Genomic DNA, 17,890 nt, shown 5'->3' on the forward strand with positions numbered 1-17,890 from the left:
GCACGCGCGGTACTCGGGCCGTTACAGGCATTCCACCGGGTTGGACACCTCGTCCACTGGGTATAGACGCGTCCCGCGCCCACCTGGTTCACGCGCTGGTAGCTTGTCGCGTCCGGGAACCGTTGAGGCAAGGGGATTTCGCAGTGCACAGGCATGTACGTACCGGGGCGGGCGCCGTGGCCCTCGCCGCCTGTCTCGCCCTGGCCGGGTGCTCCAGCTCGGACGGCGGCGACAAGCCCAAGGACAAGAGCACCGGCGGCACCGGGCAGAGCGCGAGCCCGAGCGCGAGCGGTGGCAGCGGCAACGGCAGTGGCAACGGCGGCAAGGTGGCCGCCAAGGACATCGCCGGAGCCTGGGCGGCCGTACTCCAGGGCAAGCCCACCGCCCTGGTGATCAGCGGGGCCAACGTGGCGCTCGGCGGCGAACACACGTGCAGCGGCACGGTCAGCGACAACGGCATGGCGATGATCGAGCTGAAGTGCACCGACGGCAACACCGACCGCGCGGCGGGCATGCCCTCGCTGAGCACGGACGGCAAGACCCTCACGGTGAAGTGGGAGGGCGGCAAGACCGACACCTTCACCAAGTCGGAGCTGGACGGGAAACTGCCGACGGGCATCCCTACGGCGGGACTGCCGACGCCCTGACCCGACGGTCAGGACCTTCCCGTCAGGACCTTCCCGTCAGGCCCTTTCCTGCCGGGACGGCCCGGCGTCCTTGAGGGCCATCGGCGGGGCGGGCGAGGCGAGCGCGTCCGAGAGCTCCTCCAGACAGTGGAGGAGCAGGCCCGCGCCCTTGCGTACGACACGGTCGGAGCCGGCGGGCGCCCCCTCGCCGTCCCACGCGGCCAGCGCCTTCTCCGCCTCGCCCCACTGCGGCACCCGCCGCTCCCGCACCGCCTTCGCACCCCTCTCGGTGGCCCCGCGCAGCGCCCCGGCGAACGCGGCGGCGGCCGGGACCGGGGCCGCGCCGCGCTCGGGCACGTGCGCCTCCATCAGCATCGCGATCCGGCCGAGCTGCCCCACCGCGTGCCCGGCCCCCTCGGCGGCGGCCCTGGACAGCCCCCGGTGGCGCACCGGTTCGTGAGTGGCCCGCTCCAGCGCCTCCTGCCAGGCGACCCGGGCCGCGCGGGCGTCGAGCAGCGCCCGGCGCACCTCGTCGGCGGGCGCGGCGGGGTCGGCGTACCGGTCGGCGACGGCCGCCGCGTACCGCCCGCAGGCGGCCAGCCATTCCGCGAGCCGGGTCCGCAGCCTGGGCGTCTCCCAGGCCGGGTAGAGGGCGTACGCGGCCATCGCCAACACCCCGCCGAGCAGGGTGAGCAGCACCCGGTCGGGGACGGTCTGGGTCCACTGGAGGCCGCCGGTGCCGAGCAGGAAGACCACGTACGCGGAGGTGCACGCGCTGGCCGCCGCGTATCCCGTACGCATCAGCAGATACATCAGGAACGCGCAGAGCACCGCCAGCGCGGCCGACAGGCCCGGGCCGGGGTGGGTGAGCTGGACGAGACCGGTGGCGAGGGCGACGCCGACGAGGGTGCCGCCGAAGCGGGCGACCGCCCGGGAGTACGTCTGGGAGAAGTCCGGGCGCATCACCATGACGGAGGCCATCGGCGCCCAGTAGCCGTGGCCGAGCGGCAGGGCCTTGCCGAGGAGGTACCCGGCGGCGGCGACCGCGCAGACCCGGGTGGCGTGCCGGAAGACCGGGGAGTCGCGGCGGCCCAGCTCGGCGCACATGGTGCGCAGGGCGAGCGGGACGAGCCGGGGCAGGGTGGGCCTCAGCAGCGCCTCGGACCCGTCGCCGCCGGTGCCCTCGGCCGTCTCCACAACATCGCCGAGCAACGCGGTCAGCCGGGTGGCGGCGCGGAAGGCGGGGCCGGTGAGGATCGCACCGGTGTCGGGCGTCCTGAGGGCTGCCTCGGCGGGCGGGGGGATGCGTACGGCCTCGCCGTGCCGGATCGCGCGGGCGGCCGCGTCGAGCACGGAGGCGGCGGCGCCGAGCAGTTCGCGCACCCGGTCGCGCTCGGGGCCCTCCTGCGGGACACCGAGCGCGGGGTCCGCGAGCGAGGCGAGGACCGGCCGGATGCGCTCGGCCACGCCCCGGGATCCGTGCAGCTCCGCCGGGCGGCGGCGGGCCTCGCGGGGAGTGACGGCGGCGGCGAGCCGGGCGGTCATCAGGGGCTGCGGGTCGAACGGGGCGCGTGGGTCGTGCCGCAGCCGTCGGGCGTAGTCGGCCACGGCGGCCAGGGCGTCGGCCAGCGCGTCGCGCTGGGCGCCCCAGCGGCGGATCGGGACGAGTACGACTAGGGCCGCCTGGACGACGCCGCCCACCGCGATCATCGCGGCGTGCCCGGCGGCTGCCGCGATCGAGGTGGGCAGGGTGACGGTGACCAGCATGATCGCCACGTTGGAGGAGGCGATGATCCCGGCGGTGGGACCGACGGCCCAGGCCAGGCCGGAGGTGAACGTCCACACGGCGAGCAGCAGCAGGAAGAACGGGGAGTGGGCGCCGACGAGGTAGCCGAGGAAGGTGGAGAGGGCGAGGCTGGCGCCGGAGGCGAGCGCAAGCACCGGGCGGGGGCGCCAGCTGCGCTGGAAGGTGGCGATGGCGGCCTGGAACGCGCCGAACGCGGAGCTCACGGCGGCGGTGGGGCCGAGGGCGACGAGGCTGACGCCGACGACGAGGGCGAGCCCGGCGGCCCCGCGCAGCGCGACGGCGGGCTCCAGCCGTCGGCGCTCGACGCTCAGCCCCGAACGCGCGGTCTCCTTCAGCGCGCGGAGCCAGCTCATGATGCCGAGCGTATCGAGCCCCGCCCCGCCCGTTCCCTAAACCCTCCGGGGGTGGGTGGGGGTTGAGGCGGGTTTCCCGGGGGCTGCGCCCCCGGCCCCCGTTGCGGGGCCTGCGGCCCCTGCACCCCGCTTCGGGGCTCCGCCCCGGACCCCGCTCCTCAAACGCCGCAGGGGCTGAATTTGCCCGGACCCCTGAACCTGACCGTTGCCGTCCGTTGTGGGCGATCGTTCCGCTGAGGCGGAACGGGTGGGCACAACGGACCACCGGCCCGCAGGCGGAGGGGGGCCGGGAAGGCCGGGGCGGAGCCGCCGGCAAATGGGGTCAGCCCGGCGGCAAGCCCCGACGCCCCGGCGCATGGTGGGCCCGGTTCGCCGCCGTCGTGCCGTCCTGCCAGCCCGCCTCGTCCGTCGCCCCTCGCACCCGCGTCCGTACCGTCCGCGGAAACATCGCCTCCGCCCGCCCAGCGACCGCCACCGCGCGCGTGGCGAGCACCGGCAGCAGCGTGGAGGACGCCGTCGACTCCACCTGGCGGGCCGTCGCCGACAGGAGGTCGCCCAGGCGGTTGGCGTACGCCAGCAGGAAGGACTGACGGAACGTCTTCGTCCGCCGACGCCCGCCCGCCCGCTGCGCCGCCTCCGCCCGCGTCATCGCCGCTGTCCCCTGCACCAGCAGCGACGTGTAGAGCAGCTCGACCGCCTCCAGGTCGGCCTCGAAGCCCACGACCGTGGAGAAGCCGAACTCCCCGTTCCACACCGCCCGGCAGTGGTTGGCCGAGGCGACCGCGTCGAGCAGGATCGCCTTGGCCGTCTCGTACGGCGCGTCCACCCCGATCCGGCACGCCCCCGGCGCGTCGCCCCGATGGCCGCCCGCCGCCAGCACCGCCTCGTCGATGCTGTGCAGCGCCATCAGCTCCTGCGCCTTGGCGCTCAGCGCCTCCGCCTCCTCCGGGAACTCCGTCGCCTCCGCCTTGGCGAGCAGAGCCCGGATCCGCGTCAGCGCCTTCGGCTCGCCGTGCGCCGGCGGCAGGTGCACGGGCGTCCCCGGCACCGGCCCCACCGGCTCGATCGCGGGCAGCCGCAGCAGCAGCCGGTACAGCTCAAGCACCGTCGTCGCGCGCGTGAAACGGTCCTCGGCCCGGTCCCCCGCTCCCCGGACGGCGTCCGCGAGGGCCTCGACCTGCTCCGCCCACCGCGCCGGCAAGCGCTCGTACCGCTTCAGTTGTACGAGGACGAGCTCCACGGCCAGCCGGGCGTGCGGCTCCGCCAGCTCGCGCCGGACCATCCGTACGACATCGGCCGGCTGCCACCCCCGCTCCCACGCCCGCCCGATCAGCTCCTGCCCGCGCAGGCAGAGCTCGGCGTCGGCGGACGGATCGGCGGCGAGCAGCGACGCGCCCGTGTCCAGCTCCGCGTCGGACTCGGCGTACAACGCGGCGGCCAGCGCCCGCTCCACCGTCGTCACTGCGCCGCGTCCCAGTCCCGCCGGGCCCGGGCGATCGCGTCCCGGTGGCCGATCGACCAGTCCGCGAGCGCCTTGACCAAGTGGGTGAGGCTGTGGCCCGTCTCGGTCAGCTCGTACTCGACCTGCGCGGGGACGGTCGGGTACACCGTCCGGTCCACCAGACCGTCGCGCTCAAGGCGTCGCAGGGTCAGCGTGAGCATCCGCTGCGAGATGCCGGGCACCGCGCGCTGGAGCTGGCGGAACCGCTTGACGCCCGCGGCGAGTTCGACCACGACGTACACCGACCACTTGTCCCCGAGCCGGTCGAGCACATCGCGCACCCCGCACTCGTCCTGCGGGGTCTCGCAGCTGATCACGGGGTCGGTGATCCCCCGTCGGCTCTCGGGGGTGGTTACCTCCGTGTGCCCCACTGACATCGAAGTGCCTCCTTACGCGCGCGTGCCGGACCGCACACGATGGTCGCAGTTACCGAACACATCCACGAACCACACCAGCAACCGCACCACCTTCCGCATCGTGCGTCACTTCTCCCGGGGGTCTTCCATGCTGCTCGTCACCGGTGTCTCCGGCGGGCTCGGCCAACTCGTCGCCGAGCGTCTCGCGGACCGCGACGACGTCGTACTCGGCACGCGCGCGCCGCTGCCCGGCGCCCGGCGCGTCGACTTCGACGACCCCGAGTCCCTGCCGCAGGCGTTCGCCGGGGTCGACACCCTGCTGCTGATCTCCGCCGGTGACGGAGAGGACGACAGCGTGATCGCCCGCCACGACGGTGCGATCTCGGCAGCCGAACGGGCGGGGGTGCGCCACGTCGTCTACACCAGCCTCACCGGCGCGGGCGACCACCTGCCGTACGCCCTCGCCCACCGCTGGACCGAGCGCCGCCTGAGCGCATCCACTTCTTTGAAGTGGACGGTCCTGCGCAACGGGCTCTACTCCGAGCTCCTCGCCTTCCTCGCCGCCCCCGGCGCCGACGGCCGCCTCACCGCACCCCTGGCCGACGGCCGCCTCGCGGCGGTGGCCCGCGCCGACCTGGCCGAGATCGCGGCCCGCGTCGCCCTCGACCCCGCGCCGCACGCGGGCCGGGTCTACGAACTGGTCGGTCCCCGCGCCCTCGGCGGCACCGAGCTGGCCGCCGTGACCGGGACTGCGTACGAGCCCGAGACCCTGGCCGCGGCACGCGAGCGGATCTCCGCGTCCGGGGCGCTGGACTTCCAGGTGCCGATGCTGGTCGGCACATACTCGGCGATCGCCAGCGGCTTCCTCGCCACCACGGACATGGGCGAGCTGCGCGATCTCCTGGGCCGTGCGCCACTCGATCCACTGGAGGTGTACGCGGAGGCCGTGACGGCCGTGGTGGGGGCGGCAGCCGACCGGTAGCGACGCCCGGCGCCGCGCCGCAGAACGCCGTTGTCAGTGGCCGGTGCCACACTCGCACTCGTGGACGAAAAATGGGCACTGGACCCCACCGAGGACGGCGGCGCGCGGCTCGTCGCCCTCGGGCGGGACGGGCTGCCCGAGGGGCCCGTGGTGCACGAGCCCGATCTGGCCGGGGCGGTCCGGGCGCGGCCCGACGTGGGGCGCTGGGTGTGGCGCTCCACCGCCGACCTCTACCCGCGTCTGCTCGCCGCCGGCGTCCGCGTCGAGCGGTGCTACGACATCGAGGCCGCCGAGCTGCTCCTCCTCGGCCACGAGGGCCGCCTCGGGGAGCCGCGCTCGGCAGCGGCCGCCTGGGCCCGGCTGCGCCACCTGCCCGTACCGGCGGACCCGCCCGCCCGCGCCGCCGAGCCCGGCCGCCAATCCCCCCTCTTCGAGCCGCCGAGCGGCACCGCCTTGCCGCTCGAAGCCCTGGTCGAGGTGTACGCGGAGCAGCAGCGGCGGCACGAGAAGGCCGAGCACCCCGGCCGGATGCGGCTGCTCACCGCCTCCGAGTCCGCCGGGATGCTGGTGGCCGCCGAGATGAACCGGGCGGGCCTGCCCTGGCGCGCGGACGTCCACCGCGCGCTGCTGCACGAACTGCTCGGCGAGCGGTACGCGGGCGGCGGCGAGCCCCGCCGGCTGGCCGAACTCGCGGACGGGGTGTCGGCCGCGTTCGGCCGCCGGGTCCGGCCCGATCTGCCCGCCGACGTCATCAAGGCGTTCGCCGAGGCGGGCTTCCGGATCACCTCCACGCGCCGCTGGGCCCTGGAGGAGATCGACCATCCGGCCGTGGCGCCGCTGGTCGAGTACAAGAAGCTGTACCGGATCTGGACCGCGCACGGCTGGAGCTGGCTGCACGACTGGGTGCGCGACGGCCGCTTCCGCCCCGGGTACACCCCGGGAGGTTCGGTCAGCGGCCGCTGGACCACCAACGGCGGGGGCGCACTGCAGATCCCCAAGGTCATCCGACAGGCGGTCGTTGCCGACGAGGGCTGGCGCCTGGTGGTGGCCGACGCCGACCAGATGGAGCCGCGCGTGCTCGCCGCGATCTCCCGCGACCCGGGGCTGATGGAGGTGGCCGGGCACGACGGCGACCTCTACACGTCCCTGTCCGACCGCGCCTTCTCCGGCGACCGCGACCACGCGAAGCTCGCACTCCTTGGCGCGATCTACGGGCAGACGTCCGGCGACGGCCTCAAGAACCTCGCCGCCCTGCGCCGCCGTTTCCCCCGGGCCGTGGCGTACGTGGACGACGCCGCGAAGGCGGGCGAGGAAGGCCGTCTCGTACGGACCTGGCTCGGCCGCACCAGCCCGCCCGCGGCCGGGGCGGGCGACGACGGCGAGGCGGGCCTGCCCCAGGAGGGCGGCGCCGAACTTCCCTCCCCGGACGGGGAGTTCACCCCCGGATACGCGTCCACCAACGCCCGAGCCCGAGGCCGCTTCACCCGCAACTTCGTCGTCCAGGGCAGCGCCGCCGACTGGGCGCTGCTGCTGCTAGCCGCGCTGCGCCAGGAGCTCGCCGCCGCGGGGACGCGGGCCGAGCTGGTCTTCTTTCAGCACGACGAGGTCATCGTGCACTGCCCCGAGGCCGAGGCCCCCCAGGTCGTGAAGGCGATCCGCACGGCGGGCGAACTCGCCGGCCGGATCGCCTTCGGCGAGACCCCGGTGAGGTTCCCGTTCACGACGGCGGTGGTGGAGCGGTATTCGGAGGCGAAGTGAGCGCCCACGGCGACCCCACAGGGGCGCGGGGCCGTGACACATGCGGCTCCGCCGCGATGGAGGTCCCCCCTGTTCGAGCGAAGCCGAGAACGTGGGGGAGCGACAAGCCACAGCCGGTCCGCAGCATCACCACACCTCCCAGCGGAACGCTCAGCTCAGCTTCTCCCACTTCGGATCGAGCGCTATCGCCTTCAGCTGGGACATCGTCAGTGCGGGAGTGGCGCGCGTCGCCGAGGCGTTCTGGTTGCCCGTGTTGAACGCGCTGATGACCACGCGGAGGTCGTTCCTGCGGATCGTGTCGACCGTCCACCACACCACGCCCGCGCCGCCCTTCTCGCCCGGACGCTGCTCCTCGCCGACCCGGGTGCCGTCGGGGAGCGTCGACACCGCGCCCTGCAGCGGGACGTCTCCCATCCCGGGCTGGACGTTGATGCCGACCAGGCTCTTGCCCTTGCCGTCGTCCACGACCGCGAACGCGTAGCCACCCTGGTTTCCCTGGTCGACGACCTTGAGTCCCTTCGGCAGGGAGGCGACCAGCTCGGCCTGCATCGAGGCCCCGCTCGGCTCGGCCGGGTGCACCGCCTCCGGGCGCGGCACCTTCGCACCCGCCATGGTCGTCTTCCACACCTCGGCCGTGACCAGCGCCTTCATCTGCGCTCCGGTCAGCGGCGGGTCGACGCGGCTTATCTTCGCGCCCTTCTCTGCGGGCGCGTTGTACTCGCTCGCGTCGACCAGCACGCCCTTCGGGGTGATCAGCGTGGCCCGCCAGCTCTTCGTCTCCTCGCGGCGGTCCGGGTACTCGTACCCCTGGAAGAACATGAACCGCGAGCCGTCGGGCAGCACTTCGGCAGCGCAGTGGTCGTAGTCCGTGATCGCCTTCGACGGGCAGGCCACATACCCGGTGGCGCCCTGGCCCGCCGGATCGATCGTGCTCAGCGTGATCCCGATCGACCCCTTGCCCTTGCCGTCGTCGAAGACGACCGACGCGGTCGGCATCTCGGGCTTGCCGGCCGGGCCACCCGTGCCACTGCCCTGCTCGTCACTGGTCTTCCCCTGCGGGAGGAGCGAGATGAGGTTCTTGATCATCTGTTCGGCGTCGACCGACACCCCCTCCGGGAGAGTCGACCTGGGCGGCGCCGCCACGGACGCGGCCGCACCGCCCGAGCCCCCCGAGCCGCCGGACGAGCCGCCGACCAGCCCGCCCGCCCAGGCGCCGCCGAGGCCCACCGCGGCCAGCGCCACCACACTGCCGGTCACCGTGGCGGCCCGGCGCCGGGCCAACCGGCGGCGGCCGCTGATCAAGGCGCCGTCGAGCAGCGCGTGGCTGTCCTGCGGGACGAAGCCGTCGCCGGTGCTGCGCATCGCGTCACCGAGCTGGTCTTCAAAAGGCATGGTGGAACCCCACTCCTCGCTTCGTGGTCAGTGGTCGGTGGTCAGTCGTGCGTGGTGCGTGGTCGTCAGAGCGCTGCGAGTTCCGCCAGGCTGCCGCCCAGGTGTTCGCGCAGCTTCGCCAGCGCGCGCACCGAACGGGTGCGGACCGCGGCCGAGCTGACCCGCATCGCCTCGGCCGTCTCCTCGACACTGCGGTCCTCCCAGTACCGCAGGACCACCACCGCGCGGTCCTTGGGCGCGAGCCGGGCGAGCGCGTCGAGCAGCGCGAGCCGCAGGGCCGGGTCCCCGTCCGTGGTCACGGGCCGGTCCGGCAGTTCCCCTATGGGCCGTTCGTCGGCCGAGCGCCGTCGCCGGTGGGTGAGGAACGTGCGCACGAGGATCGTCTGCGCGTATCCCGCGGGGTTGTCGATCCGGGAGATCCGGCCCCACAGCGCATACATCCGGCCCAGCGTCTCCTGCACCAGGTCTTCGGCGAGATGAGTGTCTCCACTGGTCAGCAGGCACGCGGCGCGGAAGAGGTGGTTCGCTCTGCCTGACGCGAACTCCAGGAACTCATCCGTACGCGCTTGTTTCGGCTGCCTCGGCTGCCCCAGCTTTCTCATGCTCTCCCCCGACCCGTTGACCTCCCCTACACCTCATTGACGCGACGGGGGCCCGGGAATGTTTCACCCGGCTTCCGCCGCGACCCGCCCCTCCCCGTCCTCCCGCGCACCCACCCCGGCGCCCTGCCCCGCGTCCAGCCCCACCAGCAGCTCCGCCACCTCCGCGTACGCCTTCGGGTCGCCGCCCTCCAGCGCCGTCAGCGCCAGCTCCCACTGGACCCGCGCCTGCGCGAGACGGCCGCGCGACCGCTCCAGGCGGCCGTATTCACGTCTGCCCAGCCCCTCGGTGTACGCGTCGCACCGCTCGACGGCCTGGTCGAGCAGGTCCGCGCAGGCGGCGTACGCCTCGTCGGTACGGCCCAGTTCGCCCAGGACCCGGACCAGACCGACCCCGGACTGGGAGCGCCCGTGCCAGTCGCCTTGTTCGCCGAGGATCCGCAGCGCCCGCTCGAAGTGGCCGACGGCGGCGGCCCATTCGCCCAGGGTGAGGTGGGCGTACCCGATGTTGCAGTGCGCGGTGTGCGCCAGAAGCTCGCTGCCGATACGGCAGCCGGTCGCGAGGCTGCGCTCGTGGTAGGCGATGGCCACTCGCGCGTCGGTGTGCTCGTGCAGGTTGCCGAGGTGGCTGAGGATGATCGCCTCGCCGTAGGCGTCGTCGAGCTCGCGGGTCAGGGCCAGGCTCCGCTGGAGCGGCTCGGCGGCCTCGGCGTGCCGGCCGAGGCGCTCCAGGAGCATGCCGCGGTTGGCGAGGGTGCGCTGGGTGCGGCCCCGCTCCCCGAGCTCCTGCCAGAGCGCGATCGCCTCGTCGTTGAGGGCCAGGGCCTCCTCGATGCGGCTGGCCAGGAAGTTCGCCCCGGCCAGGTCCCCGAGGGCGTGCGCCTGCGCGACCCGGTCGCCGCTCGTCCGGGCGGCGCTCAGGACGAACCGGTTGAGGTGGCGCAGCGCGGCGTATTTGCCCCGGTACTGGAGATGGCTGAAGTACGCCCTGACCAGTAGGAACACGGTCGGTGAGCAGCGCGCGTACCGCTCGGTGAGCGTCAGGACGGCGGGCAGTTCGCGGTCCCCCCAGGCCAGCGCGGCCGCGGTGTCCGGGAAGGGGGCGGCGTCCCCGACGGGCTCGGGTACGCGCGCGGGGCCCTCGCGTTCGGGCGGGGACAGGGCCAGGCCGCTCTGCCGGGCGGCCTCGGCGTACCAGCGCAGCCCGCGCTCGACGGCCGCCTCCCGACCGTCGTCCCGGGCGGCCAGCTCACGGGCGAAGTCGCGGACCAGGTCGTGCGGCGCGTACCGCCCGTACGAGATCTCCTCCAGGAGCGCCACCTCGACGAGGCGGTCGAGGGCGTCCCCCGCCCGCTGCTCCGGCAGACCCATCAGCCGGGCGACGACGGGGACTTCGTACACGGGCAGGTCCAGCGCTCCCAGGCGGCGCAGCGCGAGCGCCGCGTCCGGGTCGAGCGCGCCGAGCGCGACGGCGAGCGAGCGACGCACGCTCAGGTCGTCGTACTCCAGGTGGTCGAGGCGCCCGTCCTCGGCGTCGAGGAGTCCGGCGAGCGCGTCGGGGCTGAGCGCGCTGCGGGCGGCGAGCCGGGCGGCCGCTACCCGCAGCGCCAGCGGCAGCCGTCCGCAGAGCTCGACCAGCCTGGCGGCGCCGTCGACCAGTTGACGCCCGGAGATCGCCCGGAGCAGGCCGAGGCTCTCGGCGGCCGTCATCGGGGCGAGCGGGAAGCGCGTCGCGCCGTCGAGCGCGGCCAGCGGCGACCGGCTGGTCACGACCACCGCGCAGCCGTCCCCCGCGGGCAGCAGCGGCCGCACCTGGGCGGCGGAGGCCGCGTCGTCGAGGACGAGGAGCGTACGGGTCGGTGCGAGCCGGGAGCGCAGCAGCGCGGCGGCCGCGTCGGGGGTGTCGGGAACGTTGCGGGAGTCGACGCCCAGCGCGTTGAGCAGCGCGGCGAGCGCCTGGATCGGCGGGAGCGGGGGGAGCCCCGGGGTCGCGCCGCGCAGGTTCAGATACAGCTGCCCGTCCGGGAACTCCTCGCGCAGGGCGTGCGCCACATGGACGGCGAGCGCGCTCTTGCCGACCCCGGCCATGCCGGTGACCACGGCGAGGGTGGCGGCGGGCGCGCTCTCGTGCCGGGCGGCGGATCCGGGCGGCGCGGGGACGCGGCCCGGCCGTGCCGGGGCAGCAGGTCCGGCGAGCGCGGTGAGGGCCGCGAGGGCGGCCGGGTAGGCGGGGGCGCGCGGGGCGCCTACGGGAGTGCTCGGGGGCACGGGCGCCTCCGGCTGCCGCCGCCGCTGGGTCAGGGCGGTCCAGAGCTGCGCCACCAGGTCGTCGCGGCCGGTGAAATGGGCTGGTCGGGGAGGTAGTTGGGCCGGGGTGGGCAGCTCGGCGCGCGGGGCGGGCTCCCGCAGGATCTCCCGGTGCGCCTCCTGGACGGCGGGCCCCGGGTCGACGCCCACCTCCTCGACCAGGGTGCGGCGCAGCCGCTGGTGCACGGCGAGCGCCTCCGCCTGCCGGCCGGTGCGGTGCAGCACCAGCATCAGCTGCCGGTGGAAGGCCTCGCGCAGCGGGAACGCGGCGGTCAGCGCCGCCAGTTCCGGCCCGATCCCCTCATGGCGGCCGAGCCGCAGCTCCGCCTCGTACTTCCACTCCAGGACGAGCAGCCGGGTCTCGCCGAGCCGCTGGACGAGGGCGGGCTCGCCGTCGGCCGGGTCGTAGAGCCCGCCGAGTGGCGCGCCGCGCCACAGCGCGAGGGCGGCGGCGGTCTCCTCGGCCACCACCGGCCAGTCGCCCCGGTTGTGCGCGGCGAGCGCCACGCGCGCGTGGTCCTCGAAGACCTGGGTGTCGAGCTCGCCCGGATCGACCCGCAGGACGTATCCCGGCGGCACGGCCCGTACCCGGTCCTCGGAGTCGAGCAGCCGCCGCAGCCTGGCGACGTGGTTGTGCAGTGACGCGGTGGCGGAGGCGGGCGGCTCGCCGCCCCACAGCGCCAGCTTCAGATCGTCACCGGGGACGACCCGGCCGGGCCGCATCAGAAGGGCGGCGAGCAGTGACCGGACCTTGCCGCCGCCGACGGGCTCGCCCCCCACGGTCAGCGGGCCGAGCAGGCCGAACCGCACGCACACTCCGACCTCCACCGGTTTCCCCACTGCCCGTCCACCGGCTGCCCCGTTGACCGTTGGCCACATGTTAGCGATCTGTTGGTGGGCGCTGATTAGATCTGTCCATCGGATCCGGTCCGCCGGCGCTCGGTGGAGAACCACACTCGGGGGAGTGTCGCCGTCGGAACGGATCTGAAGGACAGAGAGGTCCTCGGGCATCCCAGGTGAGTGCCCGGGGACCTCGTCCTGCCCGCGTCCACGGACGCCTCTTCGCCACTCGATCCGCGCCTGCTCGCCGAAGCGGGACGACCGCTGACCGGCACCAGCGATTTTGCGCCAATTTTACGATCGGGTACAACCTTTGGGCCGCCCGAGCGTCCTAGTCGGCCTCTCCGTCGAGCAGCGACGCGATGTACTCCTCCAGCCGCCCGGTCAGCAGCTCCGGCGTCAGGTCCGTGCGCCCGAGCTCCCGCCACGGGCCCGCGACCTTCTCGGCGTCCGGCGCGTATGCCAGCGCGTCCAGGAGCTGCCAGTGGAGCAGGCCGCCGCCGAGCCGTCCGCCCCCGGCGGTGTACCGCGCCACGAACTCCCGCGCCGCCCCTACCCCGTGCAGCAGCGCCAGCGCCGTCGAGCAGTGCGCCACATCGAGCGCGGCCGGGCCCCACGACGTCTCCACCCAGTCGACGACCCCGCTGATCCGCAGCCCGTCGCCCACGCCGCTGAACAGCACGTTCCCCGGGTGGAAGTCCCGGTGCAGGAAGCACCCCTCGTACGGGGGCGGCGGCTGCCGGATGACGTCGACAGCCCGGTGCCAGACGTCGGGCCGCCGGGTGTCCGCCGGGACGCGCACCCGGTCGGCGGAGGTCCACGGCTCGTACTCCCGGGGCCGGCCGGCCTCCGCCACCCGGACGCCGTGGATGTCCAGCAACTGCCGCGCGAGCAGCCCGATCCGGCGCTCCAGACCGTCCTCGTCGAGCCGGACCGCGCCGTCCAGGCGGGTCATCAGCAGCGAGGGGTGGTCGCAGTGCTCGCCCTGCGGGTCGGCCGCCACGAGTACGGGCGCGGGCACGTCCGTCCCGGCCAGCAGCCCGAGCACCGCGGCCTCGCGCGCGAGGAGACCGGCCGCGTGCCGCCGGTAGAAGGGCTTGGCGAAGGAGCGCAGCACCAACTCGCGTACGGGAGTGGCTTGTTTTGCACCTACACCGTCGACGTCTTCCGTACGGACCAGCCGCATCTGCGACGTCCATCCGCCCCGCAGCGCCACCGCGTCCCGGACCCGCTCGCCCTCCGGCAGTGACTTGTCGACCCAGCGGCGGGTCAGCTCCCAGCCGTCCGCGCCCAGATCGTCCAGGACCGCGTCCACGAACCGGCCGCGCTCGACCGGGTGCTCCCTGAACCACACCCCGAGCCGGTGGTGCGCGCCCTCGAAGGCGAGACGGGTGAAGCGGGACTCGTTCCCGGCGGCCAGCGCCTGTGTCACGGCCTCCGTGACGGCGTACGGAATGATCTCGTCCACTTCTGGTACGGCCAGGACCACCCGGGTGCGCAGCGCCTGGAAGACGTCCAGGGCGCGCGAGCCGCGCCAGCTGTCGGGCGTACGGAGGATCTCGGTGAAGCGCGAGACGGGCGCCCCTGGAGGGGTCCCCGGCGCTCCCGGCTCGGCCCCGAACGGCTCGGACCAGGCCGCGTCCGCGTACACGGCGGGCGCGCACAGCCCGATGCCCGCGACCCGGGAGCCGTAGTGCGCGGCCAGATCGGCGACGGTCTGGCCGCTCATGCTGAAGCCGGTCAGGACCAGGCTCTGGCCGGGCGGAACGTACGCGTCGACCGCCTCCCGCGCCTGCCGGAACCGGCGCTCCAGGCTCAGCTCCGCGAGGTCACCGCTGGAGGCTCCGTGCCCGGAGAAGTCGAGGGCGAGGACGCGGTGGCCACGGGAGCGGAAGTCCTCCGCCAGCTCCGCGAGCCGCGCCTTGTCGCCGATTCCGGCGCCGTGCAGCAGGACGACCGTGACGGAGGGGATCACTCCGTCGGGCTCCGCCACCGCGCAGCTGATCCGCTCCCCGTCGAACTCTCCGACCAGCTCCGTAACTTCGGCCACTTCAGCCACTCCCCCTCGTGATCGCCGTGCCGTCCACCCTAAAGTCCCTCAAGTCCCCGAGGTCCCGTGAAGTCATGGCGCCGGAGGCAGCGCGCGGCACAAGGCGTCCAGAGCCGCCTGATAGGCGTGGTCGGGCGGGGTGGCATAGCCGACGACCAGACCGTCCTGACCCGGCATGGTCGCGTCCGGGTGGCGGTAGCCGGCGAGCCCGTCGAGCGCGATCCCCTGCCAGGCCGCGGCCTTCAGGACCGCCCGCTCGGTGCCCGGCGGCAGCCGCAGCACGGCGTGCAGACCGGCCGCGATCCCGGCCGCCGTGATGTGCGGGGCGTGCTCGTCGAGGGCGGCGAGGAGCTGGTCGCGGCGGCCCCGGTAGTGCTGCCGCATCCGCCGTACGTGCCGGTCGTAGCCGCCGCTCTCGATCAGGTCCGCGAGGGTCAGCTGGTCCAGGACGCTCGCCCACGCCTCGCGCTGGCCCTTGGCCGCGAGCACCGGGTCGACGAGCTGCTCGGGCAGCACCATCCAGCCGAGCCGCACCGCCGGGGACAGGCTCTTGCTGACCGAGCCGATGTAGAGGACCCGCTCGGGATCGAGCCCCTGCACCGCACCTACCGGCTCGCGGTCGTAGCGGAACTCGCCGTCGTAGTCGTCCTCCAGGATCACCCGGCCCCGGGCGCGTGCCCAGTCGACGACGGCCGCGCGCCGCTCCGGGTGCAGCGGTCCGCCGGTCGGGAACTGGTGGGCGGGGGTGAGCAGCGCGGCCCGTACGCCCTTGAGCGCCGGCTGTTCCGCCAGCTCCGCCACCGTCGCGCCCTGCTCGTCGAGCCCGACCGGCACGGTCCGTACGCCCGCCGCCGCGAGCAGCGAGCGGTGGAAGGCGAGTCCGTACGACTCCACGGCGAGCGGACCGCGCAGCACCTGGCCGCCGAAGAGCAGCCGCAGGGCGTGGGCGAAGCCGGAGCAGATCACGATGCGCTCGGGCGTGGTCCGTACGCCCCGCACCCGCGCCAGATACCCGGCGAGCGCCCGGCGCAGCTCGATGCGGCCTTGCGGGTCGCCCGGCCCGAACGCCTCGTTGGGGGCCGCGTTGAGCGAGCGGCGGGCGGCCGTCAGCCAGGCGCCGCGCGGGAACGACCCGGCGTCCGGCTGGCCCTGCATCAGGTTGTGCGCCGGGGCGGCGGTCCGGCGCGGCACCTTCTTGGGCACCCGGGCGGCCCGTACGGGCTCGGCGCGCGGTGCGACCCTGGTGCCCGAGCCCTGGCGCGCGGTCAGCCAGCCCTCGGCGACGAGCTCGGCGTACGCGTCGGCGACGGTGTTGCGGGCGAGGCCGAGGTCGGCGGCGAGCGAGCGGTACGGGGGCAGCCGGGTGCCGGGCGCGAGCCGCCCGTCCTGGACGGCGGACCGCAGCGCGCGGATGAGCGCGGCCCGCCGGCTGCCGGATCCGGCCAGTTCCACATGGAGGTCGGCGCCGATCCGCGCCGCGGAATTGACCCATGAGTCCGCCATGAACACCCGCCCTGTACGTGGTCGCTACGCGTTCAGCCTAGGGGGCGCGGACACGGCCGCGGACCACGTCAAGCTCCACACTTGAACGCGGCGGCGGACCCTCCGGATCCCGAACAACCCCAGCTCCAGCGGGACTTGAGCGGTAGTCGAGGTCGCGCCGTACTGGCCAACTGCCCCACCTGTCGGCCGGAATCCGTGGCAGGATTCCGATCCCTCGGATCCAGGGGATCAACGAGGCTCACAGGGGAGAGCAAGGCATGATCACACGCAGGTCGTTCATCGGGATGGCGGGGGCCGGAGCCGCGGCCCTGTCCCTGTCGGGGTTCACCACCGCCACCGCCACGACGACGAGCCAATGGGACCGGCTGCGCGCGAATCTGACGGGCACGCTGGTGCTGCCGTCCGACTCCTCGTACGCGGCGGCCAAGACCGTCGAGTACGGCCAGTACAGCCTGACCAATCCGCAGGCCGTCGTGTACGCGGCGAACGCCACCGACGTGACGACCAGCCTGATCTTCGCCGAGTACCACGACATCCCGGTGACGGCCCGCAGCGGCGGCCACAGCGGCGGCGGCTACTCGACCACCACCGGCCTGGTCATCGACGTCTCGAAGCTGAACGCGGTGACGGGTGGCTCCGGCACGGCGACCGTCGGCGGCGGTACGCAGCTGGTCGACCTCGTCAACGGCCTCGGCGCGAGCGGCCTGGCCATCCCGGGCGGCATGTTCCCGACCGTCGCGCTCGGCGGCTTCCTCCAGGGTGGCGGCGTCGGTCTGCTCACCCGCCAGCACGGGCTCGGCGCGGACAAGGTGACCTCGGCGAAGGTCGTCCTCGCCAGCGGCCGCCAGGTCACCGCGTCCCCGACCTCCAACCCGGACCTGTACTGGGCGATCCGCGGTGGCGGCGGCGGCAACTTCGGCATCGTGACCCAGTACACGGTCACCCCGACCGCCGTCCCGAACCTGAACGTGGCCGAGCTGCTGTTCAGCTACGACCACGCGGTCGGCGCGATGCACGGCCTCACCCAGTGGCTGGAGACCGCGCCGACCACGTTCGGCAGCCGCTCCAACATCGACCTGTTCGACTCGGCGGCGGGCAACGCCCCGCTGGTGACGCTGCTCGTCACCTCGATCGGCACGCGCGCGGAGTTCGACACCGAGATCGCCCGGCTGACTGCCCTGACGGGCGCGGCCCCCATCCAGCAGAACGTCTACACGGACACCTACAAGTCCGCGATGATGAAGATCTTCGGCTGCGGCACGTACTCGCAGCAGCAGTGCCACAACAACACCTGGGACCCGGCCAACGGCAAGCTCGCCCCGTTCGGCCACGTCCTGGGCCGCGGCCGGCTGCTGAGCCGGTCGCCCTCGGAGACCGAGTGGGCCCGTCTGGTCGGCGTCTTCGACACCGAGCGCACGGCCGGCCACTTCCACAAGTTCGAGATCATGGCGCTCGGCGGCGCCGCGAACAAGGTCCCGCGCACCTCGACGGCGTACGTCCACCGCGACAGCACCCTGCTGATGTCGTACTACACGTTCGCCTACGGCATCCTCTCCGGCGACCAGCTCGCCTCCGGCCAGCGCTTCGTCGACAACGGCTTCACCGCGGTGAACCCGATCTCGAAGGGCGAGTCGTACCAGAACTTCATCGACCCGGCCCTGACGGACTGGCGCACGGCGTACTACGGCGAGAACTACGACCGCCTGTCCTACGTCAAGTCGAAGTACGACCCGTACGGGGTGTTCTCGTTCGCACAGGGCATCGACTGACGTCACCCGAGCGTCATTTGAACCCGTAAAGGCCAGGTCGGAGCGGA

At 74.0% G+C, this 17,890-nt stretch carries 12 protein-coding genes; 4 read left to right on the forward strand and 8 right to left on the reverse strand.

The features are described from left to right. The first annotated feature begins 143 nt into the window (after positions 1-143). A complete protein-coding gene (locus ACZ499_RS23075; protein ID WP_468677512.1) occupies positions 144-647 on the forward strand; it encodes a hypothetical protein in 504 nt (167 codons plus the stop codon). Positions 648-683: 36 nt separating this feature from the next. On the opposite strand, the gene ACZ499_RS23080 is transcribed toward ACZ499_RS23075, so the two are convergent. The 3 genes from ACZ499_RS23080 to ACZ499_RS23090 all read right to left on the reverse strand — a co-directional run bounded on the left by ACZ499_RS23080 (position 684) and on the right by ACZ499_RS23090 (position 4,664). Next, a complete protein-coding gene (locus ACZ499_RS23080; RefSeq protein ID WP_468677514.1) occupies positions 684-2,786 on the reverse strand; it encodes an FUSC family protein in 2,103 nt (700 codons plus the stop codon). A gap of 322 nt (positions 2,787-3,108) precedes the next feature. Continuing rightward, complete coding sequence (locus ACZ499_RS23085) at positions 3,109-4,239, reverse strand: DUF2786 domain-containing protein (RefSeq protein ID WP_468677631.1); 1,131 nt, start codon at positions 4,237-4,239, stop codon at positions 3,109-3,111. Between the two features lie 5 nt (positions 4,240-4,244). After that, the gene (locus ACZ499_RS23090; protein ID WP_468677515.1) at positions 4,245-4,664 is read right to left on the reverse strand and encodes a winged helix-turn-helix transcriptional regulator; all 420 of its coding nucleotides are present in this window, start codon (positions 4,662-4,664) and stop codon (positions 4,245-4,247) included. Positions 4,665-4,764: 100 nt separating this feature from the next. On the opposite strand from ACZ499_RS23090, the gene ACZ499_RS23095 reads away from it, so the two are divergent. Together ACZ499_RS23095 and ACZ499_RS23100 are read left to right on the forward strand one after the other, a co-directional pair. Continuing rightward, a complete protein-coding gene (locus tag ACZ499_RS23095) occupies positions 4,765-5,625 on the forward strand; it encodes an NAD(P)H-binding protein (protein ID WP_468677517.1) in 861 nt (286 codons plus the stop codon). A 60-nt stretch (positions 5,626-5,685) separates the two neighbouring features. After that, positions 5,686-7,383: a bifunctional 3'-5' exonuclease/DNA polymerase gene (locus ACZ499_RS23100; protein ID WP_468677519.1), complete on the forward strand. Its 1,698-nt coding sequence runs from the start codon at positions 5,686-5,688 to the stop codon at positions 7,381-7,383. Positions 7,384-7,533: 150 nt separating this feature from the next. Here ACZ499_RS23100 and ACZ499_RS23105 read toward each other — a convergent pair whose 3' ends face one another. The 5 genes from ACZ499_RS23105 to pdxR form a co-directional block, all read right to left on the reverse strand. Beyond that, positions 7,534-8,775 carry a hypothetical protein gene (locus ACZ499_RS23105; protein ID WP_468677520.1) on the reverse strand — a complete coding sequence of 414 codons (1,242 nt, stop codon included), beginning with the start codon at positions 8,773-8,775 and terminating at the stop codon, positions 7,534-7,536. Between the two features lie 65 nt (positions 8,776-8,840). Then, complete coding sequence (locus tag ACZ499_RS23110) at positions 8,841-9,377, reverse strand: SigE family RNA polymerase sigma factor (RefSeq protein ID WP_283142276.1); 537 nt, start codon at positions 9,375-9,377, stop codon at positions 8,841-8,843. A 63-nt stretch (positions 9,378-9,440) separates the two neighbouring features. Next, positions 9,441-12,509, reverse strand: a complete 3,069-nt coding sequence (locus ACZ499_RS23115) for an AfsR/SARP family transcriptional regulator (RefSeq protein WP_468677521.1) — start codon at positions 12,507-12,509, stop codon at positions 9,441-9,443. 343 nt (positions 12,510-12,852) lie between these two features. Then, entirely contained in the window at positions 12,853-14,571 is a 1,719-nt protein-coding gene (locus tag ACZ499_RS23120) for an alpha/beta fold hydrolase (RefSeq protein ID WP_468677523.1), read from the reverse strand. Positions 14,572-14,643: 72 nt separating this feature from the next. Further along, positions 14,644-16,074, reverse strand: a complete 1,431-nt coding sequence (gene pdxR / locus ACZ499_RS23125) for a MocR-like pyridoxine biosynthesis transcription factor PdxR (RefSeq protein ID WP_468677525.1) — start codon at positions 16,072-16,074, stop codon at positions 14,644-14,646. 257 nt (positions 16,075-16,331) lie between these two features. Between pdxR and ACZ499_RS23130 the strand changes: the two genes are divergently transcribed. Beyond that, positions 16,332-17,843 (forward strand): FAD-binding oxidoreductase, encoded by a 1,512-nt coding sequence (locus tag ACZ499_RS23130; RefSeq protein WP_468412896.1) that lies wholly within the window; start codon positions 16,332-16,334, stop codon positions 17,841-17,843. Positions 17,844-17,890 lie beyond the last annotated feature (47 nt).

The organism is Streptomyces sp. NPDC031265 (assembly GCF_055570295.1).

Coding starts and splice junctions, on each gene's coding strand:
- ACZ499_RS23080 (WP_468677514.1), bottom strand. CDS start 2,786: ATGAGCTGGCTCCGCGCGCTGAAGGAGACCGCGCGTTCGGGGCTGAGC.
- pdxR (WP_468677525.1), bottom strand. CDS start 16,074: ATGGCGGACTCATGGGTCAATTCCGCGGCGCGGATCGGCGCCGACCTC.
- ACZ499_RS23130 (WP_468412896.1), top strand. CDS start 16,332: ATGATCACACGCAGGTCGTTCATCGGGATGGCGGGGGCCGGAGCCGCG.
- ACZ499_RS23110 (WP_283142276.1), bottom strand. CDS start 9,377: ATGAGAAAGCTGGGGCAGCCGAGGCAGCCGAAACAAGCGCGTACGGAT.
- ACZ499_RS23105 (WP_468677520.1), bottom strand. CDS start 8,775: ATGCCTTTTGAAGACCAGCTCGGTGACGCGATGCGCAGCACCGGCGAC.
- ACZ499_RS23090 (WP_468677515.1), bottom strand. CDS start 4,664: ATGTCAGTGGGGCACACGGAGGTAACCACCCCCGAGAGCCGACGGGGG.